A 25,146-nucleotide genomic window follows, 5' to 3' on the forward strand; every position below is an offset into this window, starting at 1 on the left:
TGCAATACCTAGGGTCAATGAAGTTCGCGGACGCTCTGGTTATCGACCGAGTGGCTGGGTCAAAGTTCCGGTTAGCTGAACGGCGGTTGAATATGCGCTATCTGTGGCCAGTGTCAAGTCTATCAATTGGTCGTAATAGCGCCTATATTCAACTCTGAGAAAAGGCAAAAATATAAGCAAGTGCGTGAGAGTGCATGCAAACGTACCTATTTGAGTAAACAAAAAGAGGAGAGCCTATGGTTCGCTGGTCACTTCCATTCTTAACCCTGATTTTGGGATTTTTTATGCTGGTGCCGGACGCCGAAGCGCGTCGTTTTGGTGGCGGTATGTCAGGAGGGCAAAGTTATGCGACCCCTCAGCGTCAAGCTCCGGCTGCGGCACCTCAACAACGTCAGCAGCAAAATCAGCAAGCCAATCGTGAAAACAGTGCGACGCCTGCTGCGCGTCCAGGCATGATGGGCTTGATGGGTGGGCTGATGGCAGGTGGTCTATTGGCGGCTCTGTTTATGGGCGGTGCCTTTGAGGGTATTCAATTGATGGATATTCTGCTGATGGCACTGTTAGGCTTTATCGCGTTTAAAGTGATTCGTGCTTTGCGTGCCCCTGCCTCTCCACAACCTGCTTATGCAGGAGGGCAACCTACGCCTGTCGCTTCTGAGCCGACGTCGCGTCGCGAAGTACTGCCTGAACCGCCGGTGACCGGAGGCTTTTCCAATAGTTTTAATGCCGAGCCTTTGCCGCTTCCAGAGTGGTTTAATACTGAAGCATTTCTGGAGGGTGCGCGTGGTCATTTCACACATCTACAAGCCGCTTGGGATCGTTCTGATTGGTCAGAAATCAGTACCTACACTTCGGCTGAACTCTTAAGTTGGTTACAGGCTGAGCGCAGCAAGTCTACTGCAGATCAGCATACAGAAGTGGTGTCGGTCATGGCCGAGTTGGTGAACTTTATCGATGAAGGTGACAAGGTAGTCGCGAGTGTTCACTTCTACGGTTGGTTACGTGAAGAGCAAGATGGTGACACCACTGAGTTTAGTGAAATCTGGCATCTGAATCGTCAGATGGGTGAGGTGCCAGGCGATTGGATCATCGTCGGCATTGAACAGCCACACTGATGGCATGGACAGGTTGATTGACTCAGCCTGAAACGACAAAGCCCAGGTGTTTACGCACTTGGGCTTTTTTGTGGCTGATGTTGAAGCTGTTGTGGAGGCGATTTCAAATCACTCGGCGTGATCGCGTAGAAACACTGGAGCTTCGGCTGTCGAAAACTCTGGCGCGTAATAATAGCCTTCAAGATTAAAGTCCAACAGCCCTTGGGCTTGATCGATCTCTTGTTCTATCAGGAAGCGTGACATCAGGCCGCGCGCTTTTTTGGCATAGAAACTGATGATCTTGTACTGACCATTTTTCTGGTCCTTGAACACGGGGCTGATCAAGCGTGCTTTGAGCTGTTTGGGTTTGACGGCTTTGAAATACTCGTTGGAGGCAAGATTAATCAGGCAATCATGTGGGCCGGCATCACACTCTTGGTTTAAGGCTTCTGTAATCAAGCTTCCCCAGAAGTCATAAAGTGTTTGTCCCTTATCGGTATCCAATTTTGTGCCCATTTCCAGTCGATAAGGCTGAAGAAGATCCAGTGGCCGCAGCAATCCATAGAGCCCAGAAAGAATTCGTAGATGCCCTTGGGCATATTCAAACTGTGCCTCAGTCCAGTTCTCAGCGGCTAAGCCTGTGTAGACATCGCCTTTAAAGGCCAGCACCGCTGGGCGTGCATTTTCAGTCTGGTGTTCGCGGCTCCAGCTGGCATAGCGCGCTACATTTAAGCTCGCCAGCTTATCGCTAAGGTGCATCAATTCAGCGATCGACTGCACCGATTCTCGGCGCAGTCGTGTGATGAGAGCTTCAGCCTGCTCGGTATAGGCGGGTTGGCTATACCGAGTCGTGGGCAAGGGGGATTCATAGTCCAGTGTTTTCGCAGGCGAAATCAGCATTAACATAAAATACTAAGTGGCTCCCTGTAGGCTTGCGGCCAGGATCGCGTCAGGCACGAAGACGTGTATTCAATTCATCCACCACTTCGGACCAGTCCGAATCACAGTTGATCGCTTCTTGCAGGAAGCTAGATTGTGAGGGTGTCCAGAAACTGGCGTCTTCGAGACGAATACCTGAACCAAAAAGTTTATGGTTACGAATAAACAGATCGATCTGCTCATCTTCGGCAGGCAGGCCAAGCTGTTCAAACAATAGGTTCATTGTATGGGCTGAAGTGTCCATATTCACCTCCTAAAAACAGGTTGGTTAGAAAAGCTCTCTAAGTGTTGGACAGGTCGCGGCATTTGTCAAAAATCCCGACTATTTTGCTTGGTCTTTTATCGGTTTTTGTCCTGTTGTGATTGCGCTCCAATTCGCTAAAAAAGAAACGGTAGGAGGGCGATTTTTCGTTTTTTTCTTGATAGAGTCGTTGCAGGCTGCGGGCGAGGTCACCGCAAACAGGGAGATGCTAGGGAATGCCGCTGTTTTTAAGTTTAAAAATCCGCTTTCTGCTGCTGATGGGGCTTCTAGTCACTCTGGCTGGTCTGTTGGGTTGGTTTATTTTCCAGGCCACCGCCAGTCGTATTATTGAGAACTGGGGGCGCCATGTAGTCGAAGTGCAGGTGCGGTACGATACCTCACGCCTTTTAAAACCGCTGGAGCGTGAGCTGGCTTTGGCGCAGCAGATGGCGCATTCCCCAACGCTCAAGCGTTGGATCCAGCAGCCCGATCAGCGCGAATGGGAAGCGGAAGCGCTGCGTGAGCTGGAAAGTTTTCGCAGTAATTTTCTTGATCAAAGCTACTTTCTTGCCATGCGTGAGTCCGGTGCTTATTACCACAATAATCGCCACAACGAATTTGCGGCGGCGCCCTTGCGGTATCACCTGAATCCTGAAAAGCCGGACGATGCCTGGTTCTATCGTTTAATCGAAGAGGGTCGTGATTTTCATATCAATGTGAATCCAGATACTGAGTTGGGCGTGGTCAAACTCTGGATTGATGTTTTGGTACGGGATGATGCCGATCAGATCATCGGTATGGTCGGAACCGGCTTGGAATTGGAGCGCTTTTTACAGGAAACCATCGATCTGGGTCAGCCCGGAATTCGCACTCTTTTTATCGATCTACACGGTGCAATTCAGCTCTATCAGGATGTTGACTACATTGACTACGCCAGTATCGTCAAACCCGAAGGGCAGAAAAAAACGCTGGATCTGTTAGTGGATAAGCCTGCAGACCGTTTGCGTCTGGCGGATTTGATGCGTAAAGCCCGCGCCCATGAGGATGTGTCTCAAGTTGAAATTGCAGCACTCACGCTTGAAGGGCGGCGTTACCTAGCCGGGATCGCGTTTTTGCCGAGTTTGGGTTGGTACGAGCTGACGCTTTTGGATCTGGATCAGGTGCTGCCTAAGGGTGGCTTAGTGTTTGCAGCCATGTTGTTTGTCTGTTTTTTATTAGTGGGTTTGCTATTTTTCCATTTCTCACTGCATCGGCATCTGTTTCGTCCTATTGCGCAATTGGAGCGTGCGATGTTGCGTATTCAGGAAGGGGTGGCCGAACCGGTTGACTTGCCTAAAGCGCAGGGGGAAATGGCACGTTTAATTGAGCACTTTGTCGCGATGGCACAGGCGATCACACAAGATCGTGCACAGCTGGAGCAAAAGGTTGAAGAACGTACTCAGGCCTTACACCGTTTGGCGCGTATAGATCCCGTTACCGAGTTAACCAATCGTCGCGGTATGACGGAGCGTCTACAGCAGGAAGTGGAGCGTCACCAGCGAGATCGGCACACCTATGCATTGATTTGGCTGGATCTGGATTTTTTTAAAGAGATTAATGATCAATTAGGCCATGCCTCAGGCGATGAAGCGCTGCAACAGGTGGCACAGATCCTGAAAAATAATGTCCGTCCTTATGATGAAGTGGCGCGTTGGGGAGGCGATGAGTTTTTGATTCTGCTCACACCCTGTGATCGCCCGAGCCTAGCGCAAATATCTGAGCGTATTCGCCATGCGGTGGCTGTTGCGCATCCGAAAACGGATTTAGGCTCAGGGCCGGGATTAAGTGTCAGTATCGGGGCCTGTTTAGTTCAACCCGGAACAGATTTTGAGGCCGCTTTGCATAAAGCAGATGAAGCCTTATACCGTGCAAAAGAGGGCGGCCGTAACCGCGTGTGTATCCTCGAGCAGGAGATCCCTACGCTGACTTGAGCGCACACCTTTAGCGCTTACCGACAGCGGTGAATTTGTGTATCCTAGTTCGCCTGTCTTTTTATCGATACGAGAAACGGATGAGCAAGAAAACGGTTCTGACCGGCATTACCACGACCGGCATCCCGCATATTGGTAACTACCTGGGAGCGATCAAACCTGCGATCGCCGCCAGTGAAAATCCCAATTTTAATAGTTTCTTCTTCCTGGCGGATTACCACGCGCTGATCAAGTGCCACGATCCTGAGCGTGTCGCTGAGTCCACACGTGCGATCGCGGCGACTTGGCTCGCGCTGGGCTTGGATACCGATAAAGCGACCTTTTATCGTCAAAGCGATATTCCAGAAATCCCAGAGTTGACCTGGATCCTGACCTGCTTGACTTCCAAGGGGCTGATGAACCGTGCTCATGCCTATAAAGCGGCCGTCGATGCGAACCGTGAAGCGGGGAATGAGGATCTGGACGATGGTGTGACCATGGGCCTGTTCAGTTATCCCATTTTGATGGCGGCGGATATTCTGATGTTTAACGCCGATATCATCCCTGTGGGTAAAGATCAGGTGCAGCATATTGAGATGGCGCGCGATATCGCAGGGCGTTTTAATCACCAGTTTGCGCCTCTGCTGGATTTGCCAGAGGCTCAGGTGGATGAAGAAACTCAGCTCATCCCGGGTTTGGATGGTCGTAAGATGTCTAAAAGCTATGACAATACCATCCCGCTTTTTGCTTCATCGGATGAGTTGTATAGCCTGATTAAACAGATTAAAACCGATTCTAAGCTTCCTGGTGAGCCGAAAGATCCTGAAGACAGCACACTCTTTCAGCTCTTCCGTTGTTTTGCTCAGCCACAAGAAGTGGAGGGGATGCGTCAGCGTTACCTGGAAGGCATTGCTTGGGGAGAAGCTAAAAAAGAGCTGTTTGAATATATTGATGCGCATCTAAGTGGCCCACGCCAGCGTTATCAAGCGCTGATGGCTGATTTAGGTTATGTCGAATCCTTGCTATTGAAAGGCGCGGAAAAAGCGCGTGCGACGGCGGCGGACAATCTCAAGCAGATACGTCAAGCAGTGGGTATTCGTCCACTGACCTTTGTCGCTCAAGCTCAGGATACAGAATCCAGTAAAAAAGAGAAATCTGCTGAAGCCCTCGCGCGTGCGGAAGAGGGTCGTCGACGTGCCATCCTTCTGCAGGTACAACCTCTGATAGATCAAGTACAGACGGCAGATGAGCCTAGTCTAGCGGCTTTAGACTTGCTTAGGGCGAAAGAAGAGGAAGTGGCAGCCCTGAAGAAAAAGGCGCGGCAGAAGGCTGAAAATGAGTTGGAGATACTGCGCGAGCAGTTGATGACTCTGGGATATTTGAATGCTTTGGCTGAGTAAGCTGTTCGCGATCCCGGTTTTCTGGATCGCCTACGCGCTCTTTCGCTCTCCTGTCGCGGCAAGGTGGCGTTTGGGGCATCAAGGCGTCATGCGCCTGTTCCGTTTTGCAGCCGAGAGAGGGCATAAACGTGCTTTGTCGGTGTATGGGCATCTCCTGCTCTTTCGCGGTGAGGGCCAGGATAGCCGCATTCAGGGCGGTATCTATCTCCAACGTGCGGCAGATCTTGGCGATATGAAGGCGCAGTACCAGGTGGGCTGTATTTTTGCTCAGGGTTACGCGCCTTATTTTCCTGTTGATCCTCAGCAGGCACGTCATTACTGGCAGTTGGCAGCGGCTTCGGGCCATCCTTTGGCGCAAAGCCGCCTGAACCGCTTCTCTAGCGATTAATCCGTTTTTTCATCGAGACACTGAACTTCAAAATCTCACTGCCACCGGCTGGTACCGTCATCGATGCGCGTAGACGTCCCGATTCATCCATCTGCATCGGATGACTACTCTTTTGCAGGCTCCACTCCTGACCAAAGAGGGCGCTGAGATCCACACGTCGTCCTTCTGTACCTGAGTTGTTCAGCGTGATCTCATGTTCGGTGATGACGGCATCAAAACCATCACTGAACAGCGTTTGTCGCCGCGTTAAATTCAGATCCATCGCCTTGCCGAGTTGTAAACGTGCTTCTTCACCTGAGGCGAGATTCGGAAGGTGTCCTCCGCCAATAAACTGCAGTTCACCCTGAGTATCGGTGCGAAACACGCGTGCCTGACCTGCCGGCATAGGGCTGTTACTCTGTGGCAGTTTTGGTGCTTTGAAGCTGAGCAAAATATCGGGTTGTGCTCTGTGCCGCTGAGCATCCTGATAGGGGCCAAGATGGAATTCATGCTGATAGAGCACTTGCGCGGGCAAGGCGCTGTGTTGGATCAAGGGCAGTTGCTTGCGCTCCTGGTGTCGAAGACTGAGCGTTTGCGGTAAGCGATATAGGTAATAATCCTGTATTGAGCTGGGCTCAACGGCCGCGCTGCCCAGTGCATCGGCTGACATGGCCGCAGCACGTAGCATCATCTCGGGGCCCGGCTGGGGACGCTGGATATCTCCCGCCATTAAGCGTACCTGCGCTTTTTCAATATCCAAACCCGTTTGATTGTAGAGACTGGCCAAGCCTTCTACCGCCAGGCTATCCCCCTTGGCGCTGAGGCTCAGTACATAATCCATGCTCCAGCCCAAGCCAGAGGTGAGGTAGCTGAAACTGGCTTGTCCTGCTTCTGAGGTGCCTGCTGAAGTAAAGCTCAGCTGAGGTTGTGGGCTGAGATGTTGTGGAATGTCTTTGAAGATAAAACGCCAAGCGCCAGTATTGAGCGGGATGGATTCGATCTGGTTGTTTTCACGCACCAGCGCCTGCTGCCCTTCTAGGCTCAGTAGTTCGACCTGGCGTTGAGTTTCCTGGCCACTGACCGGATTGAGTCGTGCCAGCTCCAGTGTTTTACCGAGATGGGCCTCTAACAAATTTGAGTAGTTAAGCGGATTAAACACTAGGCTCTGTTCGAGCAGTTGGCCCGCACCCTGGATACGCAGAGTTTCCGCTTGTAACTGGGGACTCACTCCTTCTAGCCAGACCTGAGTGTTCGCAGGCAACTTTGGCAGAGGGCGCTGATCCTGGATCAGCGCGAGATCCTGATTATAAAGTGTGAGTGTCAGGGACTGACCTTGGCTGCTCAGTGTCAGGGCCTGAGCTTGAGCGGCCAAACAGATGAGGCTGAGTGGTAAGGCTTTAGACAGAAAACCACGAAATCCTGGAGCAAGGGTAAGAGAATACATAACAGACTCCTAGTCTGATGATTAATCTGAAGGTGCAGGCAGATCGAGCGCAATTCTGAATCCCCAAGTGTTGCGTGTTGCATTGGGGGGGTGGCGATAGCGGCTGGCGGAACGAATCACCCGATCGATATCAAACCAGGAACCGCCACGCATGACACGATATTCACAGCCTCGGTTGAGCTGAGCTTGGCCGTCAGTTGCCAGACCACGGTAGTCTTCGCTATAGCAGTCTTCAACCCACTCATCTACATTGCCATGCATATCATAGAGTCCCCAGGGGTTGGCGGGTGTCTGGCCGACGGGAGCCGTCATGCGTCCATCCCACTCTGTCCCACAACCATCACAGACCGCATGCGCTGATCTGAGTTCATTTCCCCACCAAAATGCCGTTTCACTGCCTGCGCGTGCGGCATACTCCCACTCGGCTTCGGTGGGAAGGCGATAGGGTTGTCCGGTTTTCATTGCCAGCCAGCGTGTATATGCGCGTGCATCGTTCCAACTAACATGAATGACCGGGCGGCTACCGCGACCCCAGCCTTCATCAGCGGGTAAGCGTCGGCCTGTTTCCTGCGCAAAACGGTCATACTCGGCAAAGGTGATTTCATAACGTGAGAGGGCAAAAGGACGCGCAATATTGACCTCTCTGACCGGCTGTTCATTATCATCACCGCGTCCATCAAGATCCCCCATACGAAAGCTGCCAGGGGGTAAAATCACCATTTCCGGTGCAAAAAGACTGATCTCTCTGCTGGAAGAAGCCTCCTGAAAGGGATCTTGGAAAAGTGTCAGAGGCGCGTTACTGTGGGTTGAGGGTTCAGGCAAGTTGGTCAAGGATTCTAGACTGGCTGCGCTGTTTTCGGCCAGCTCTATTGCGCTTTCTGAATCGGTCGCTGGATGTTCCAGTGACTCGGCTTGCCCCTCGATCTGTTCCGCTTCCAGCACCGCTAGATGAGCCGATGGATTGGTATCCGGGGAAGAGGGTTTGAAAAGCTGACTGGCGGACCAACCGAGAATCAGCCCTAATATAAAGGTCAGGCTCGGAATCCCCCCAGATTTTAACCACCTCTGTAAGCGCGCCCGTTTTTCGTTTGCTACGTACGTGGTTGTCGAGGCGTTAGCGTGCATCTCGGTTGAGATTTCAGAGTGCGCAGTTTCGGGGGCAGGCGCGTCAGCACGAGGTGACAGCGCCTCTTCCACATCAGTCGCCTTGGATTCCGTTGCGGGGGTATCCTTCGCCGCAATCAGTTCATCGAGACTTTTATCCGGTCCGGCAAAGAGTTGCTGGAGAAAAATCGGCATCGAAGCCGGTCGTGCGTCCGGCTCGGGAGAGAGTGCGTGTTGTAACACTTGCCATTGCTCGGCATTCAGCCCAGAAGGCGCTTTGAGTTCACGTTGGTAACGTGTGGGTTCGCCTTCACCTTCCCGAAAGGCGGGTTTGCCTTGATAAAGGTGGTAGATCAGAGCGGCTAAGGCATACACATCCCCGGCACGGGTGGTCTGTCCTTGAAAGGCTTCGGGCGCTTGATAAGCACGATACCCCAGCGGCGGTTTGCATAGGTCGTAGTAATCATCCAGCAGTGCGCGCCAGGGTAGGGGCATCAACAAAACCCCTTGACCGGGATTCAGAAAAACCAGTGCTGGACTCAAACTGGTGTAAGCGGTGTTGAGCTGTTTATGAAAGGCGTGCAGCGCTTTACCCAACTGTAGGCATAAGCCTTGCTTTTGTTCTGGGCTGAGTTGAGCGATCTGCTGTTTTTCAAACACCTGCGCGAGACTGCGCCCTTCCACAGCCGCAAACGCTAAAAAGTAATGTCCGCGCCAGGGGAAAACCCCCGCACAGGGTAACAGATGCGGATGCTGAATTTTCCGTGTCAGACTGATAAGGCGGCGTAAGCGCTCAATAAATTCAGGTTGTTGGCTGAGGGCTTGAGGTAAAAACAGCAAGCTGACACTGGCGCGTGTGGGTGTGGATTGATCCTCTGCACGCCAAAGTAGCCCGAGGGGATGTGGCCCCATCAGTTCGGTGAGGCGAAAACGATGGTGCTCAGGGCCAAGGATGAGTCCCGCTTCGAGATGATCTAAAGCAGAGTCCAGTGACATCCTCGGCCTCCTCGTGGGTGATCTTGTAGGTTATTCAGATGTATCCAGTGGGGGTAAGGACTTCACCAGTTCATCCACGGCTTTCATCTGCACCAGATAGGCTTCGAGTTTGGCAAGCGGTAGGGCGCAGGGGCCATCACACTTAGCCTCAGCCGGGACCGGGTGCGCTTCCAAGAAGAGGCCGGCAATTCCTTGAGATAAGCCCGCACGAGAGAGTTGTGCGACCAGGGCGCGGCGGCCATCGGCAGAATCTGAGCGGCCTCCTGGCATTTGAAGTGCGTGGGTCGCATCAAAGATAACCGGATAACCAAACTCTTTCATGATGCTGAAACCGAGCATATCCACCACTAGGTTGTTATAACCAAAGCAGCTGCCGCGTTCACATAACATCAGCCGCTCATTACCGGCTTCTTCACACTTGTGCAGGATATGTTTCATCTCCTGAGGAGCGAGGAACTGTGCTTTTTTGATATTGATAATTGCACCCGTTGCGGCCATGGCCTGAACCAGATCGGTTTGTCGTGAGAGGAAGGCGGGCAGCTGAATGATATCGCACACTTCTGCTGCAGGAGCGGCCTGATGCGGTTCATGCACATCGGTGATGACGGGGACTTGGAAGGTCTGTTTAATCTCTTGCAGGATTTTTAGACCTCCTTCCAACCCGGGGCCACGGAAGGAGTGCAAAGAGGAGCGGTTGGCCTTGTCAAAGGAGGCTTTAAATACATAAGGAATGTCGAGCTTTTCCGTAACACGGACATATTCTTCTGCAATACGCAGGGCTAAATCGCGTGATTCCAGAACATTCATCCCGCCTAGGAGCACCATCGGGAGATGGTTGGCAATCTGGATGGAGCCTATTTCGAGTGTCTTATTTGACATGGTCGCAACCTGTTGTTTCCGTGTAAAAAATGAGTATAGAAGATCTAATGACACGCCGCAGTAGGATCTTAGGTCGGGGTGAGCCAGAGCTCAAGCCCAAACCCGAGTGCAAAAGCGATCAAGCCAAGGCAGAAGGCCGCCCGCCAGCGAAAATAACGCATGAGCTTCTCTTCATCCTGTGTGGATAAAAGCAGAGGGCGTCCTCTTTGTTGTGGATCAGATAAAAGATGCAGCGTTGGGCTGTTTTGCTGGGCTTGCCACTCTTCTTGAGCTTGCACCGCAGCCGCCTCAGTCACCGCTTGCCATTGTTCTGGGGTGAAGGTCTCTGAGCCCTCAGCAAAACGCTGGAGTAGAGCGGGGTAATTCAACTTCCATTCGCGCAGTATCTCACCCTGACGTTGTGCCAGGCTGGGAAAGTCTCGGCCACCGCCTAGGCTGCGAAATTGTCCGAGGGCATAAAGCGGTTCATGTTCGAGCATCAACTCTTCTAAATAACGATAACGTCGTCCTGGCGAAAAACTCCCGCTCAGCGAAAAGTGGCCGGGCAGTTCTTGATCCCCATACCAGATACGCCTTTGCACGACATTGACCTCTGCGCCTACAGGATCGATTAAGCAGATGCCGGTGTCATCGGCCATCTGGAACCATTGATCGGAGCGACCGGAGCGTACCTGGCGCCAATGGCTCGATTTGCCCGACTTTTGTCGACGCTCGATACGATAGCGAAACCATACACATTCACGTCCGCTCAGTGGGGCGCGTAACATGCCTTGTTCGCCAGGTCCGCACACATGGCCGATCAGCTCAACATAGCCTTGAGGCGCGGAACGTATCAGCGCCGTGGGGGTGTCGCTGATCAGGCGGTAACGGCGCAGGTGTCGGAACATAAAAAAGGTGGCGCCCAGAATCAGCAGCGCACAACCGATCAGTGCGTAAAACCTTTCCTGCGCATCCAGTGTCAGGGATAGGAACATGCTTGCACTCAGCTAAACAGCTGGCGTACGGAGTGATCCTGTAACTCGGCTTCGCTTAACATCAGTAGGGCTTCGGGGCGGAAACCAAATTGGCGAGCAATCAGCATATCGGGAAACTGTTCAACCCGAATGTTGTAGAGATTCACCGAGGCATTGTAGTACTCACGACGATCGGCAATTGAAGATTCTAAAGCGGTGATTCGGGTTTGCAGGTGTTGGAAAGAGTCGCTGGCACGCAATTCGGGATAGGCTTCCGCCACCGCAAATAAATTCCCCAGCCCCAAGCGCAGTTGAGTTTCCGCTTGTCCTAAGGCTGGAATATTCCCAGCTTCACGAGCGCTGGCGACCTGGGCACGGGCTTGCATCACTTTTTCCAGGGTGCTCTGTTCAAAAGCCATGTGCTCTTTACAGGTATCGACCAACTTCGGTAACTCATCATGGCGCTGCTTGAGCAACACATCAATATTGGACCAAGACTGTTTAAGATTATGTTTGAGTTGTACCAGCTGGTTATAGACAAAGACACCATACAAGAGCGCAATCGCGAGCAAAATCAGTAGAACAATCCAGATTGGGTCCATCTTCACATCCTCTATTGAATGCCAGGTCGAGTCTCGCCTGCCGTTTGAGCCTGAGGTTTCAGACGCCTATATCCATTAAATATACAATCAGGTTTTTGATCAGAAACACGGCTAAGCCTAAGCCTAAAGCAAAAAACAGGATAAAGGTGCCGAACTTGCCGGCTTTCGATTTTTTCGCCAAATCGTAAATGATAAAGAAGATGAAACCTGCAAACACTAGCAGGCCCACGTTCAGCATAATCGCTTCTACCTCAGCTAAGCGCATATCGACTCCTGATCGGGTTAGAAAAAGGCGTATTCTACGCTTTTCCACGGCATCGCGTCAGGGGTTCATGGCGATTACAGATCTGCAACTAATGGCGGGTGGTGAGGCGTTGTCGGCAGCTCTGGCCAGGCGTTATAATATTTAGATATTAATTATAAGTATAATTTCTAACTAAGGGTTATAAGATAGCCTGACTTTATTAAGGACCGCTGGATGTCCAATTCAAACCGTTCGCGCTTGCGTAGCCTCGGCCTCGCCAGCGCTTTGCGTGAAACCTTTCGTGAGGGTTATCACCGCCAGGATCTGTTCAAGGATTTAATGGCCGGTGTCACGGTGGGGATTATTGCGATTCCTTTGGCTATGGCACTGGCAATCGCCAGTGGGGTACGCCCAGAGTATGGCCTTTATACGGCGATTATCGCTGGTTTCCTGATCGCCCTGACCGGCGGCTCCCGCTACAGCATCTCTGGCCCGACCGCTGCCTTTGTAGTGATCCTGTTCCCAGTGACACAAAACTTTGGTTTGGCCGGTTTGTTGGTGGCGACACTGATGGCCGGTTTCATCTTGGTGGCTCTGGCGTTTGCGCGTCTTGGCCGCTTGATCGAATATATTCCAGAATCGGTCACCTTGGGGTTTACCTCAGGGATTGCGATCGTGATTGCGGTGCTGCAAATCAAAGACTTTTTTGGTTTGGAGCTCACGCGTATCCCTGATTCTTTTGTGCAGCGTTTTGGTGATCTGATCCAGGCCTTACCCGGACTCGATTGGGCGACCGCTAGCGTAGCCTTAATCACCTTGCTGACCTTGATCTTCTGGCCACGTTTGCGTTTACCGATCCCTGGACACTTGCCGGCGTTACTGATTGGCAGTGGTCTGGCTTGGTTGTTGATGCAGCAGGGGATGGTGATCGATACCATCGGCACACGCTTCAGTTATACCCTGCCTGATGGAACTCAGGGTTCGGGCATTCCCCCTTTCTTACCCAGTTTGAGTTGGCCTTGGAATCAGCCCGGCCCAGACGGAGTGCCTTTGGAATGGTCCTGGAGCCTGATTCAAGCCCTGCTGCCCGCAGCGTTTTCGATTGCCATGCTCGGTGCGATCGAGTCTTTGCTTTGTGCTGTGGTGTTAGATGGCATGAGTGGTCGCCGCCATCATGCCAATGGCGAGTTGCTGGGGCAGGGGATAGGGAATCTGGCCGCACCGTTTTTTGGAGGGTTTACCTCGACCGCCGCGATTGCGCGTTCGGCGACCAACTATAAAGCCGGTGCACGTTCGCCGATTTCAGCGATGATCCATGCTCTGGTTGTTTTAGCCGGTTTATTGGTCTTGGCACCGATTCTCTCCTGGCTGCCGATGGCGAGTATGGCCGCTCTGTTGGTTATGGTCGCTTGGAATATGAGTGAGGCACCGAAGGTGGTTGCACTCTTAAAGCGTGCGCCTTTAGGGGACGTGCTAGTCTTGCTGACGTGCCTTTTCCTGACTGTGCTCTTTGATATGGTGTTGGCGATCTCGGCCGGTATCGTGATGGCCTCCTTATTGTTTATGCGTGATCTGGCCGGGATGACGCGTTTTACCGATATCTCCACACAACGTAAGCATGTGCCGCAGGTACTTCCGCCGGGCTGGGCCGTGCTAAAACTCTCAGGTCCACTGTTTTTTGCGGCGGCAGAGCGTGTCTTTGATGAGTTGGCGGAGACGCTGGAAGGTAAAAGCGGTGTGGTGCTGTATATGGATGCAGTGCCGCTCTTGGATGCAGGTGGCTTGCATGGTTTTGAGCGTTTCGCTCAAGAGTGTGAAGCCCAAGGCGTGAAGTTGATTACCGCTGATTTACAGTTCCAACCTCTGCGAGCGATGGCGCGTGCCGGGGTGAAACCGACGGAGCATTGTCAGTTTACCCCGACCCTAGAAGAGGCCTTGCAGCGGGTTCAGACGCTATAAGGTTTAACCGAGCTGCAAGCGCTGGGGTGAATAACTCACTAACCAGTCTTGCAGTTCAATCGCCGGCATCGGGCGTGCAAAGTGGAAACCCTGCAGATAACCACAACCCAGCTGATAGAGGATGCAGCGTTGCTCGGCGGTTTCGACCCCTTCGGCAATCAAACGCAGCTTTAAGCTGTGCGCCATCGAGATGATGGCCTCGACCAGCAGAGCATCTTCGTTATCTAGCGTCAGATCACGAATAAATTCCCGATCAATTTTCAGGGTATCAATCGGGAAACGTTTCAGATAGCTCAAGGATGAGTAACCGGTACCAAAGTCATCTATGGCCAGGTGCACGCCGAGATCTTTAAAGGCGCGTAACCAGACGATGGTTTCGTCACTATCATCCAGCAGCATCCCTTCGGTAATCTCCAATACCAGTTGATCGGCTGGCAGTTCAGTGTTGTGTAAGATCTGCTGTAAGCTTTCGGCATCCAGCCCTAGATCACGTTGACGACCGGAAATATTCACCGATAAGTAGAGTTGATGGCCTTGATCACGCCAGGCTTTGACCTGACGGCAGGTGGTTTCCAGAATCCACAAGCCGATGGGACCGATAAGTCCGGTATCTTCAGCGAGAGGAATAAACTGGTCGGGTGGGATCATGCCGCGTGTCGGGTGACGCCAGCGCAGGAGAGCCTCAACGCCGGTAATTTTGCCCGAAAGGGTGCGCACCAAGGGTTGGTAAAATACTTCCAACTGATTTTGATCCAGTGCCAAGCGCAGATCCTGTTCCATCTCCATCAGCGTGTTGGCATGTTCTTGCAAGCTGCTGGTGAAGAAGCGGAAACAGTTACGACCCGTTTGTTTGGCTTGGTACATGGCTAAATCGGCATTACGTACCAGCGCTTCGGGCGTTTCAGCATCGCCTGGATAGAGCGTAATACCAATACTGGCACCGATAAAAATTTCGCGCCCCGCCAGGTTAAATGGTGAAGACAGTTGGCGAATGATTTTTTCTGCGATCAGTGCGGCATCTCGATCCGAATGAATATTGTGCAGTAACACCACAAACTCATCACCCCCGAAACGCGCCACCGTATCACTCTCACGCACCGATTGGCTCAAACGGGTGGCAACCTGTTGTAAAAGCTCATCGCCCTGCTCATGGCCGAGGGTATCATTCACGTTTTTAAAGCGATCCAGATCAACAAATAAAAGGGCAATTACATGCTGATCTCGATCGGCTGTGACCAGTGCCACCTCTAAACGATCGAGCAGTAGGTTGCGGTTCGGCAGCTGGGTGAGAGCGTCATAGTAGGCTTGGTGGCGAATATGGGCTTCATCTTTTTTGCGCTGGGTGATGTCGGAGAATACCGAAACAAAGTCACAAATCTGCCCCTCTTCATCACGTAGAGTGGAGATGGATAACCATTCAGGATAGACGTTGCCATTTTTGCGACGGTTCCAGATCTCACCAGACCATTCCCCTTTTTCGGTGAGGCTGTGCCACATTTGTTCATAAAACAGGTGATCATGGCGCCCGGAGCTGAGCATATTAGGATTTCGACCCAGTGCCTCTTCCTGGGTATAACCGGTGATTCGTGTGAAAGCCGGGTTAACGGCTTTGATGGTGCCATCGCGTCCGGCAATCATGATCGCTTCATTGCTGGTATCAAAGACGGCTGCAATCATGCGTAACTGCTCTTCAGCATGTTTGCGCAGGGTAATGTCTTCTTTCACCGCAATATAGTGGGTGACTTCGCCCTGTTCGTTACGCAACGGGGAAATAATTGAGGCATCCCAGAAGAGTTCGCCATTCTTACGGCGATTCAGCATCTCACCGCGCCACTCTTTGCCTTGTTTGAGTGTTTGCCAAAGGTCTTGATAAATTTCAGGATCCATATCACCTGAGCGCAGCAGCGCTACATCCTGGCCAATAAGTTCCTCGGGCGAATAGCCAGTCATTTCACTCATTTTCGGATTGAGCGTTTCGATGATGCCCCGTGTGTCGGTGATCACGACAGCGGTCGGACTTTGTTGCAGAGCCCGACCCATTTTGCGTAACTCCAGCTGTGTGCTTTGGGCTTCACTGATATCGGTTCGGATCGAAACGATGCCCCCTTCTGCTGTGGGAGTGTCACTGACTTGTAACCAGCGGCCAAGATGGGTGTACTCAACCACTCGATGCTCGGAGCCTGGGGTCTGATCTTGAGTTTGGCAGGTCAGGTGTTCACGATGAAGTTGCGCTAGATCCGACCAGCGATAATCCGGTGTGGCCTTTAACCAGGGGTAGAATTCATCCCAGCGCTGGTTGCTGAGAATCCGTTGCCCCTTTTGATCAAACAGCGCAAAACCGGCATCTAGGCTGTTGACCGCATCCTGTAGGCGCTGGCGGTTTTTTTCTGCGCGATGCCCTGTATCTTGTAAACGCCGCAGCAGATCGCCCATTAACAACATGAGCAGGGTGGTCAGAAGGAGGAGCGTCATGCTGAAAAGGTCGGCATTACGCAAGCCTGAATTCACATGCGCTTGATAGTCGATCTCGAGGGTGTTTAATTCACTGCGGCTGTTGAGGGCAAAATAACCCTGGCGCGCCGCGGCGGCCTGAGCCGTAAAGGTGTCAGCATCGGCCTGGTTGAGCAGTCGTTGAATCGCTTGAGCCTGTTCCAGCTTGGTTTGATGCGTTTGCCAATACTGGGTTAACAGGGCTTGTGAGGATTCTGGCAGATCACGATAAAAGCGACCGGCGTGATCCAGCATCTGCTCGCGCATGTTTTCTAGGGCGTTGAGGGTGCTAGCGTAGGTGTAAGCGTCCAGATCTGCGGCTTGTGTCAAGGAGATCAGCTGCTGATCTAATTCGCTGTTTAGATTGCGTAAGTCACGCAATAGATTCAGGCGATCATTATGCTCGTGGTAATGCACCGACCGATTCTGTACAAAAACAGCAATCAGAATCAGTAGGATCAATCCCATTAAAACCAGTAGGGATTTGTTAAGAGAGACTTTCACTCGGTTTTAAACTCCTGACAACATCCGATTGTTATTTTTGTATGCGGATATGAATAAGCTTGGGAGTATATCAGAGTCGCGTTGGCTGTCACCTGAGAGAAATTTTACCTGAGTTTAGAGACAGTTGGCTTTGCGGTAGCGGCCCACATAATCAAACAAACGTGCATCAATCCGCAGCTGTTTTTGGCGCCTGCGCGCGATGACAAAATCCGGAGCCGGTAGCGGGTGTTTAAGGTTAATCACTTGTTCTACTTCGGAAAAGCGTGTGGGCTTATCCGCACCCTGATAGCGGCGACCAAAGATCTGGTTAAACGCCTGGCATTGCCCCGGATGCTGTAGATCAAACCACTCGCTTAAAGTCTCTCCCTCCTCACCGTGGTAGGTCAGGCGCAGACGGCCTTTCTCTGCCGTGGCCGTGACACCGGCACAACGCAATATGCGGGCATCCTTGAGTTGCAGGGCTTTTTTCAATTGATCATCCGGATCGATGAGGGTGGCTGCGCACTGGTGGCATTGGCGTGACGTAATGTCATTTTCGGCAGCACAGACCGGACATTCGCGAAAGCGGAAGCGATAGTCACAAGCTTGAGCCGGTGATTGATCGATATCAAGCAAGCCTTGGCAGCGGCGTCCAAAGTGTTCGATGACTTGTCCACTGGCATCCTTGCGCCCCCAAAAAAGGTTGGCAAAACCACAGGCCGGACAAAAGACTTGAACCGGTTCGGTATCGCTGGCCGGTTTGGGGCTCCCCACTTCTGGATGATTCAGGCTGAAGCCATTACCGGCATAGTCGAGAATTAAACATTCGGTTTTGCCGGGCGCCAGACGTAGGCCGCGTCCTGCCATTTGTTGAAAAAGGCTGACAGATTGTGTCGGGCGCAGAATGGCAATCAGATCGACATGCGGCACATCAAAGCCGGTGGTCAGCACCGCAACATTCACCAGAAATTTCAATTCTTGTGCGCGAAAACGTGAAATGGCCTCTTCACGCTCTGTGCTTGAGGTCTGCGCAGTAATCAACGCACTCTGTTGCGTGGGAAGATAGCTGTGTATCTCTTGAGCATGTTTGACGGTGGCGGCAAAAATCATCGCACCACGGCGAGTCTGCGCCTGCTCAATCAATTCCTCACAAATACCGCGTGTCACCCGTGGGTGACGCCCCAGCCAGCCGTCCAATTGTTGTTCGCTGAACTCGCCGTTGCTCTGAGGTATGAGGCTGGAGAAATCGTAACCCCTGAGGGCGCGATCAATCAGTTGTGGTGCGGTGAGGTAGCCCTGGCGAATCAATTGACTGATTGGCAGTTCATAGATACAGCGTTGAAAAGGTCGCGGTGTTTCGCTGCGGCGAAAACCCCGGTAATGATCCTGATAGATCCAGCCTTCACCTAACCGATAGGGGGTGGCGGTGAGTCCCAGACAACATAATTCTGGATTAAGTGCACGAAAATGTCGCAGCACTTGTTGATACTGGCTCTTTTCATCCAGGCTGACTCGGTGGCACTCATCAATGATTAGCAAAGAGACAGGACGCTGAAAAGCCTCTAGATTGGGGGCCAGCGATTGAATGCTGGCGCAGATGACAGAGGGGTCACGATCACGCTGCTTTAATCCCGCAGCATAAATACCGGCACGAACCTGCAGTGCGCGGAGTTTTTGATGATTCTGCTCAACCAGCTCCGTGACATGTGCCAGCACTAAAACAGGCCCGCGTGCGCGGCGAGCCAGTTCGGCAATGACTAGGCTTTTCCCTGCACCCGTGGGTAGCACCAGCACCGCGGCATCACGTTGCTGGCGAAAATGTGCGAGGGTGGCTTCGACAGCCTCTTGCTGGTAGGGGCGCAGTGTAATAGGGTGCATGAATCCGATCGCTTAATCATCCTGCAAAGATCAGAAGTCTAATCGTCTTGCCTAAGGAATGCATACCTCTATGGATACCCCGCTTTTTCCTACCACGGACACTAAGCTCAGCGTGACCTGTTTAGTCGTCGATTATCAGGATGCTCAGCAAGGGGCTGAGCTTTTACACTTGATGAATACCTATGCTCAAGATCCGATGGGAGGAGGGGAGGCTCTCCGGCCCGAGGTGCAAGCGCGTTTGCTGCAGGCGATGGCGGAGCGACCGCATCTACATAGTTTTATCGCTTATGTGCAAGGGCAGGCTGTGGGCTTGATCAATTGTGTCGAGGGCTTCTCGACTTTTGCCGCCCAGCCCTTGTTGAATATCCATGATGTGATTGTGCTGCCAACCCTGCGTGGTCAGGGGATTGCGCGTCATCTGTTTCAATGTGCGGAGGAAAAAGCCAAAGCCCTAGGTTGCTGTAAATTGACGCTTGAGGTCTTGCAAGGCAATGAAAAAGCCAAGCAGGTTTATCGATCCTTGGGGTATCAGCCTTATCAATTAGATGAAGCAACGGGGCAGGCTGAGTTTTGGGAAAAGAAAATTTAGAAATAGGGTTTCAAAAATTCCGATTTTTTTCTAGAATCAAACACTCACTCCCAGTCTATGAGAGTTAGGAACAGGAGAGCGTCAGAGGGTTAAGTGTCCCCTTCTGACATTCGGGCGCCCAGACAGGAAGTCTCGGCGCCTTTTCTTTGTTAGACGCTTAGCGACGGCTTGTATAGGTGTTACAGCTGCTCTTTCAAAAACTCTTCACTGAGGTAGAGTTCTTGATTGCTGTTGACGCTCACGCCGCGCTCGAGGATATCCGCAGCAATCTCTTGTGCTTCGCTGAGTGAGTGCATGGTGTAGGTGCCGCATTGATATTCGTTGAGTTCGGGAATGTCACGCATCTCCTTCACGTTGAGAACATCCTGCATGGCAGCTTGCCAAGCGCTGGCGACTTGCGCTTCGCTGGGGGTGCCGATCAGGCTCATATAAAAGCCGGTGCGACAGCCCATCGGAGAAATGTCGATGATCTCAACCTGATCACTGTTCAAATGGTTGCGCATGAATCCGGCAAATAGATGTTCCAGAGTGTGAATGCCTTTCTCAGACAGAATCTCTTGGTTGGGGACACAGAAGCGCAGGTCAAACACCGTGATGTCATCGCCAGAAGGGGTTTTCATATTCTTGGCAACACGCACGGCGGGGGCATGCATACGGGTATGATCAACTCGGAAACTGTCCAATAAAGGCATGGCGGACTCCTGCTAGGCTCAAGGGAAAATGAAAGTGTACCTGATACGTGAGGATTCGGGGATGGATTGCTCAGTTGAAGAGGTAAATTACCTCGTGGCAGCGAATTTAAGCAGTCTGATGCAGGAAGGCTCAAGGCCGCGTCGAGAAAAAAGTTCTGCGCCTTTAAAAGGATATAATTCCTTTGGGCGGTCTGCTAGGCTGCAGATGAACGTGATGATTGAGGCATAAGGTAAGAATGGTGCCAATCCCCGAAACAACTCAGCCATGTGACGCAGAAGGAAGTTAAACCTTGAAGTCTGCGCATGACCCTTCTATTGGTTCTATGATTCAAAGCCGTCAGCGCTTTCGCATCCTGTTACTTGCTTGTGCCTTCCTCTTTGCTTTGATCTTCATGTTTTTGAGTATTTGGGTCGCTAAGGGCAGTGAAGAAGAGGCCTTGTTACGCTCGGCACGGGCCTACTCAAAAGCGATCGAATCCTTTCGTTCTTTTTATAATGATGTGATTGTTGATGCGGTACGTGGGCACCCTTGGGTTGAGGTGACGGAGCATTATCGTGACCAGCCGGGGGCGATCCCGATTCCCGCTACCATGACTTTAGACCTGGTCGATTACATGAGTGCTCAGGATGACAGCATCCAGGCACGTTTGATTAGTGACCATCCTTTTCCACAACGTGCAAGCCGTGAATTAAGTGAGTTTGAGCAGAAAGCGCTGCGCCAACTGTCCCAGCAGCAGAAAACCGAGTTTTTTGAATTTCAGCGCCGAGTTGCCACTGAAGGTTCGGGTGAATTTTTGCTTTATGCTTCACCCGTCAGAATGGAGCAGGGCTGTGTCGCCTGCCACAACAATCACCCGGATTCACCGAAACGCGATTGGCAGTTAGGTGATCTGCGAGGGATTCAGGTGGTGCAGATTCCCAAGACTTCAGCGGATCTCTGGGGCAGTGATCGTTTTCTCTTCTTAGCGGCGTTTGTGGGTTTGGCGTTTGTGCTCGCGGTGAGCGCTTTGCTCTTGTTGCAGCTCAATATTCGTCGGGCCTTTGCACTTTTGACCGAAAAGAATCAAGAGCTGGAGCAAGCGCGCTCGGTGGCGGAAAAGGCCAGTGCATCAAAAAGTGCTTTTTTGGCCAACATGAGCCATGAAATACGCACCCCGATGACCGGAATTATGGGGATGACTGATTTGGCCTTGGATACTCAGCTGACGCAGACACAGCGTGGTTATCTGCAGGTGGTGCGTTCCTCCGCACAGTCTTTGTTGACGATTTTGAATGATATTCTCGACTTTTCTAAAATCGATGCCGGTAAGCTCAATATTGAGCAATCCGAGTTTGCCTTAAAAGATCTGCTCTGCGACAGCTTAAAAAGTATTGCCGTGCTGGCCCGGCGTAAAGGTTTGCAGCTCTCGGTTGAGCTCGACGCCGAGCTGCCGGATCTCTGTACGGGCGATGCGGTGCGTATTCGTCAGGTGCTGGTCAACCTGTGTGACAATGCCGTGAAGTTTACGGCGGCAGGCAGGGTGCGCGTGAGCGTGAGCTGGTTGTGCGCAGAAGAGGCCGGTTCAGGGCGTTTGTATGTGCGTATTCAAGATCAGGGGATTGGTATTCCTGCCGACAAGCTGGAGCACATCTTCGAATCCTTCACTCAGGCCGATAACTCGACGACACGTCGTTACGGCGGCACCGGCTTGGGCTTATCCATCTGTGCGCGTTTGGTGAGTCTTATGCATGGGCAGATCGGAGTGGAAAGTGTCGAGAATCAGGGCAGTTGTTTTTGGTTTCAGCTGCCGCTGAGTCAGGCGCAGATTCTTCCCCAGGTGAGGCCTGTACAACCCGCCCCGCTTCACTGTGTGCTGGTTGAAGCCGATCCCTGCAGTGCTCAAACCCTCAAATATGAAATTCAGCGCTTAGGGGCTGAGGTGACTGGCTTAAGCGGCTATGCTGAGCTGAAAAGTTGGTTACAGCGTCCGTCTCCTTCTGCGCGGGCAGTCGATCATCCACAAGACTTGCTTTTGATCAATATACATCTTGATCCCATCATGGATAATGCTCAGTTACAGGGGTTAATTGAGTTGGGGTTGGATACTCAGCGTACGCTGTTGATTGCTGATTATCTGCCACGTGAGCAGTTGCGTCATTTGCAGGCTCTCGGGTTCTTGCATTGGCTCACCTATCCGGTTAAACCCTCAGAGATTCGCGATCTTGTGCAGGAGATCTCAACGTCCCCGGCATTGCATAGTGACTCACATAGAGGCTCACATAGAGGCTCTGAGACGCCTGCCACTGAACCCAAGACAGCTGCGCTGGCCGATCAGGGGTTGCATATTTTGTTGGCTGAGGATAATCCTGTGAATCAGCGCTTGATTCGCACCCTGTTGGAAAAAGCCGGACATCACGTCACCCTCGTGGATAATGGCTTAGCCGCAGTGGAAGCGCTAAGAAAGTCGTTAAATGACAAGGCTGAGATGATTAAAGCAGAGGCCTTCGATCTGATTTTGATGGACATGCAGATGCCCGTGATGGGTGGGTTAGAAGCGACACGCCAGATACGCTTGCTAACCTCTGCGCTACCGATTTATGCCATGACGGCGAATGTGCTTCCCGAGGATAAGGAAGCGTGCCAAGCGGCGGGAATGAACGGACATCTGAGTAAACCGCTAAAAATAAATGAGCTAAACGCCGTGCTGGAACAGGTCAAACATAACCTAGAAGTCAGCATTGAGCGGCTGATTCAGATGGATCACTGATTATGCAAGATTTTAAGGCGACTCTGTTGGTTGTAGAGGATGCCCCCTCCATTCGTCTTCTCCTTAGCTCCGGCCTGGGGCGTGAAGGCTATCGTATTCTGCAAGCCGCAGACGGAGCAGAAGGTCTGGCTGTGTTTCGCGAGCACCAGCCTGATCTGGTTCTGATGGATGTCACCATGCCGGTGATGGATGGTTTTGAGGCCTGCCGTTTAATTCGACAATCGGAAATGGAAATGACCACTCCGATTCTGATGCTGACGGGATCGGATGATCTGAACTCGATTCAAACTGCGTTTGACGCCGGCGCGACCGACTTTATTACCAAGCCGATCAACCTGCCGCTTTTGCAACAGCGTATACGTTATGCGCTGCGTGACGCGGAGCGTGAACGTGCCCTGCGTCGAGTGAAAAGTATTCAGGATAATGCACGTACGCTCGCAGGTCTGGCGTTTTGGGAGTGGAATACGGAAACGGATGAGCTGACCTGGTCAACCGATACCGACTCTATACTCTATTGGATGGAGTCTGTGCCCAGCGCGTTTAGTGAGCTGCTGCAGACTATCCATCCAGACGATCAGAAGCGTTTAACCTTGTTGTTAAGTGATGCGCTGCATTCGGGCACTAAGGTTGAGATTGAGCTGCGTGCACGCGTGGAGCAGGAGGAGTATCTGCTGCGTATGGTGGGCCAGCGTGAAGGGGATACCGCCCGTATCGTAGGGGCTTTCCAGGATGTCACCGCGCAGCGTAAGGTTGAGCGCCAAGTCAGTTATCTTAACTATCACGATCCCTTAACCGGACTGCCGAATCGCCGTTTATTCTTACGTGATCTAGAAGAGTCTTTAGCCCAGGTTAATGGCTTTAATGCTACGGCAGTGATGGCGATCGAAGTGCTGCGTTTGCATCATCTGCAAGATGCCTATGGCTCTGAGGCCACCGATCAACTTTTAAGTCTGATTACGAATCAGCTGCAGGCCCTCTTACCTAAAGATGCTTTGCTTGCACGCCTGGAAGGCGGCTTTTTTGCGATACGTTTACATTACCCTCACGCCGTGTCGGAGAGCTTCTTACAGGAGGCTTTAACCCAGATGCTCCAGCCTTTGGATCGTCCCTGGATGATCGACACCAAGGAGGTCTATCTCAATTTCTCTGCCGGTGTGAGTCATGCCCCGCAACAGAGTCTGCAGGCACAGTTACTCCTGAGTATGGCGAAACGTGCTCAGCGTGATGTGAGGCCCTCCGGCAATATCAGTCTGGCGGTGTATCGACGCGAGTTGGAAGATGCCCTGCACAATCGTTTGAGTCTGGAAGCTGAACTGCGCCGTGCGGTTGAGCAACAAGAGTTTCATCTGGTGTACCAACCGCAGCTAGACCTGGCAACTGAACGTATTGTCGGGGTTGAGGCTCTGGTGCGTTGGCAAAAGCCGGGCCAGGGCACGATTTCACCTGCTGTCTTTATTCCGGTCCTGGAAGAGATCGGTATGATCCACCAGCTCGGTGAATGGATATTGCATGAAGCCTGTGCACGGCAGGTGGCTTGGAGCCAGCATTTCCCAGCCATCCGTATGGGGATCAATCTGTCTCCGGCACAGTTTGAACAAAGTGATCTGCCGCTGGTGATTCGCCAAGCCGCACGTCTTGCAGGTGCCGATACTCGCATGATTGAGTTGGAGATTACCGAAAGTCTGGCAATGCATAGTCCAGAAACCACCATCAAGCTTTTGCAAAATCTACGTGAAGACGGCTTTAAAATCGCCATCGATGACTTTGGTATCGGCTTTTCGTCGCTGGAGTATCTGCTGCGCTTTCCACTGGATACACTGAAGATCGACCGTGCTTTTGTGAAGGACATCACGCGTGGCCGCAGTGATCGTGCCATCGTGCGGGCACTGACCTCCTTGTGCCAGGGACTGGGCCTGACCACGATTGCAGAGGGTGTGGAAACCCAAAGACAGCGCGATTATTTGGATGCCTTGGGCGCGACTGAAATCCAAGGCTATCTGCTGTCTCCGCCTTTGGCTGAAAAGGATTTATTAGTCTTCCTACAAAATTCATTTAGTCCAAAGGCTGCTCAAGAGTGAAGCGGTCATAGACAGGAG

19 protein-coding genes are annotated in these 25,146 nt (G+C 52.1%); 8 read left to right on the forward strand and 11 right to left on the reverse strand.

Annotation, left to right across the window (positions count from 1 at the left end):
- Positions 1 to 236: 236 nt before the first annotated feature.
- Positions 237 to 1,115 (forward strand): Tim44 domain-containing protein, encoded by an 879-nt coding sequence (locus E1H14_RS10095; RefSeq protein ID WP_149391350.1) that lies wholly within the window; start codon positions 237 to 239, stop codon positions 1,113 to 1,115.
- A gap of 108 nt (positions 1,116 to 1,223) precedes the next feature.
- Here E1H14_RS10095 and yaaA read toward each other — a convergent pair whose 3' ends face one another.
- Together yaaA and E1H14_RS10105 are read right to left on the reverse strand one after the other, a co-directional pair.
- Positions 1,224 to 2,000, reverse strand: a complete 777-nt coding sequence (gene yaaA / locus E1H14_RS10100) for a peroxide stress protein YaaA (RefSeq protein WP_149391351.1) — start codon at positions 1,998 to 2,000, stop codon at positions 1,224 to 1,226.
- Positions 2,001 to 2,043: 43 nt separating this feature from the next.
- Complete coding sequence (locus E1H14_RS10105; RefSeq protein WP_149391352.1) at positions 2,044 to 2,277, reverse strand: DUF2789 domain-containing protein; 234 nt, start codon at positions 2,275 to 2,277, stop codon at positions 2,044 to 2,046.
- A gap of 233 nt (positions 2,278 to 2,510) precedes the next feature.
- On the opposite strand from E1H14_RS10105, the gene E1H14_RS10110 reads away from it, so the two are divergent.
- From E1H14_RS10110 to E1H14_RS10120, 3 genes are all read left to right on the forward strand, one after another.
- Complete coding sequence (locus tag E1H14_RS10110; RefSeq protein WP_149391353.1) at positions 2,511 to 4,244, forward strand: sensor domain-containing diguanylate cyclase; 1,734 nt, start codon at positions 2,511 to 2,513, stop codon at positions 4,242 to 4,244.
- 80 nt (positions 4,245 to 4,324) lie between these two features.
- Positions 4,325 to 5,623, forward strand: a complete 1,299-nt coding sequence (locus tag E1H14_RS10115; RefSeq protein ID WP_149391354.1) for a tryptophan--tRNA ligase — start codon at positions 4,325 to 4,327, stop codon at positions 5,621 to 5,623.
- Entirely contained in the window at positions 5,607 to 6,011 is a 405-nt protein-coding gene (locus tag E1H14_RS10120) for a tetratricopeptide repeat protein (protein ID WP_149391355.1), read from the forward strand. The genes E1H14_RS10115 and E1H14_RS10120 overlap by 17 nt, the downstream gene beginning before the upstream one ends.
- Here E1H14_RS10120 and E1H14_RS10125 read toward each other — a convergent pair.
- From E1H14_RS10125 to E1H14_RS10150, 6 genes are all read right to left on the reverse strand, one after another.
- Positions 6,001 to 7,434 carry a DUF4139 domain-containing protein gene (locus E1H14_RS10125; RefSeq protein WP_149391356.1) on the reverse strand — a complete coding sequence of 478 codons (1,434 nt, stop codon included), beginning with the start codon at positions 7,432 to 7,434 and terminating at the stop codon, positions 6,001 to 6,003. The two genes, E1H14_RS10120 and E1H14_RS10125, sit on opposite strands and share 11 nt — an antisense overlap.
- A gap of 21 nt (positions 7,435 to 7,455) precedes the next feature.
- Entirely contained in the window at positions 7,456 to 9,534 is a 2,079-nt protein-coding gene (locus E1H14_RS10130; RefSeq protein ID WP_149391357.1) for an SUMF1/EgtB/PvdO family nonheme iron enzyme, read from the reverse strand.
- A gap of 30 nt (positions 9,535 to 9,564) precedes the next feature.
- On the reverse strand, positions 9,565 to 10,413 hold the full coding sequence (gene kdsA / locus E1H14_RS10135) for a 3-deoxy-8-phosphooctulonate synthase (protein WP_149391358.1): 849 nt from the start codon (positions 10,411 to 10,413) through the stop codon (positions 9,565 to 9,567).
- A gap of 68 nt (positions 10,414 to 10,481) precedes the next feature.
- On the reverse strand, positions 10,482 to 11,387 hold the full coding sequence (locus E1H14_RS10140) for a GIDE domain-containing protein (RefSeq protein ID WP_149391359.1): 906 nt from the start codon (positions 11,385 to 11,387) through the stop codon (positions 10,482 to 10,484).
- 8 nt (positions 11,388 to 11,395) lie between these two features.
- Positions 11,396 to 11,968 (reverse strand): LemA family protein, encoded by a 573-nt coding sequence (locus E1H14_RS10145; protein ID WP_149391360.1) that lies wholly within the window; start codon positions 11,966 to 11,968, stop codon positions 11,396 to 11,398.
- Between the two features lie 58 nt (positions 11,969 to 12,026).
- Entirely contained in the window at positions 12,027 to 12,233 is a 207-nt protein-coding gene (locus tag E1H14_RS10150; protein WP_149391361.1) for a DUF2788 domain-containing protein, read from the reverse strand.
- Between the two features lie 213 nt (positions 12,234 to 12,446).
- Here E1H14_RS10150 and dauA point away from each other — a divergent pair, with 213 nt between their 5' ends.
- Entirely contained in the window at positions 12,447 to 14,171 is a 1,725-nt protein-coding gene (gene dauA / locus E1H14_RS10155) for a C4-dicarboxylic acid transporter DauA (protein WP_149391362.1), read from the forward strand.
- Positions 14,172 to 14,174: 3 nt separating this feature from the next.
- Here dauA and E1H14_RS10160 read toward each other — a convergent pair whose 3' ends face one another.
- Both E1H14_RS10160 and E1H14_RS10165 read right to left on the reverse strand, forming a co-directional pair.
- Positions 14,175 to 17,165, reverse strand: a complete 2,991-nt coding sequence (locus tag E1H14_RS10160; protein WP_149391363.1) for a sensor domain-containing protein — start codon at positions 17,163 to 17,165, stop codon at positions 14,175 to 14,177.
- Between the two features lie 114 nt (positions 17,166 to 17,279).
- Positions 17,280 to 19,022 (reverse strand): DEAD/DEAH box helicase, encoded by a 1,743-nt coding sequence (locus E1H14_RS10165; protein WP_149391364.1) that lies wholly within the window; start codon positions 19,020 to 19,022, stop codon positions 17,280 to 17,282.
- 70 nt (positions 19,023 to 19,092) lie between these two features.
- Here E1H14_RS10165 and E1H14_RS10170 point away from each other — a divergent pair, with 70 nt between their 5' ends.
- A complete protein-coding gene (locus E1H14_RS10170) occupies positions 19,093 to 19,611 on the forward strand; it encodes a GNAT family N-acetyltransferase (protein WP_149391365.1) in 519 nt (172 codons plus the stop codon).
- A 179-nt stretch (positions 19,612 to 19,790) separates the two neighbouring features.
- Here E1H14_RS10170 and luxS read toward each other — a convergent pair whose 3' ends face one another.
- Positions 19,791 to 20,303: an S-ribosylhomocysteine lyase gene (luxS, locus tag E1H14_RS10175; protein ID WP_149391366.1), complete on the reverse strand. Its 513-nt coding sequence runs from the start codon at positions 20,301 to 20,303 to the stop codon at positions 19,791 to 19,793.
- A gap of 290 nt (positions 20,304 to 20,593) precedes the next feature.
- On the opposite strand from luxS, the gene E1H14_RS10180 reads away from it, so the two are divergent.
- On the forward strand, positions 20,594 to 23,050 hold the full coding sequence (locus E1H14_RS10180; protein WP_149391367.1) for an ATP-binding protein: 2,457 nt from the start codon (positions 20,594 to 20,596) through the stop codon (positions 23,048 to 23,050).
- Between the two features lie 2 nt (positions 23,051 to 23,052).
- Positions 23,053 to 25,128 (forward strand): putative bifunctional diguanylate cyclase/phosphodiesterase, encoded by a 2,076-nt coding sequence (locus E1H14_RS10185; protein WP_149391368.1) that lies wholly within the window; start codon positions 23,053 to 23,055, stop codon positions 25,126 to 25,128.
- Positions 25,129 to 25,146 lie beyond the last annotated feature (18 nt).

Source organism: Nitrincola tapanii, assembly GCF_008368715.1.
GTDB classification, from domain to species: Bacteria; Pseudomonadota; Gammaproteobacteria; order Pseudomonadales; family Balneatricaceae; genus Nitrincola; species Nitrincola tapanii.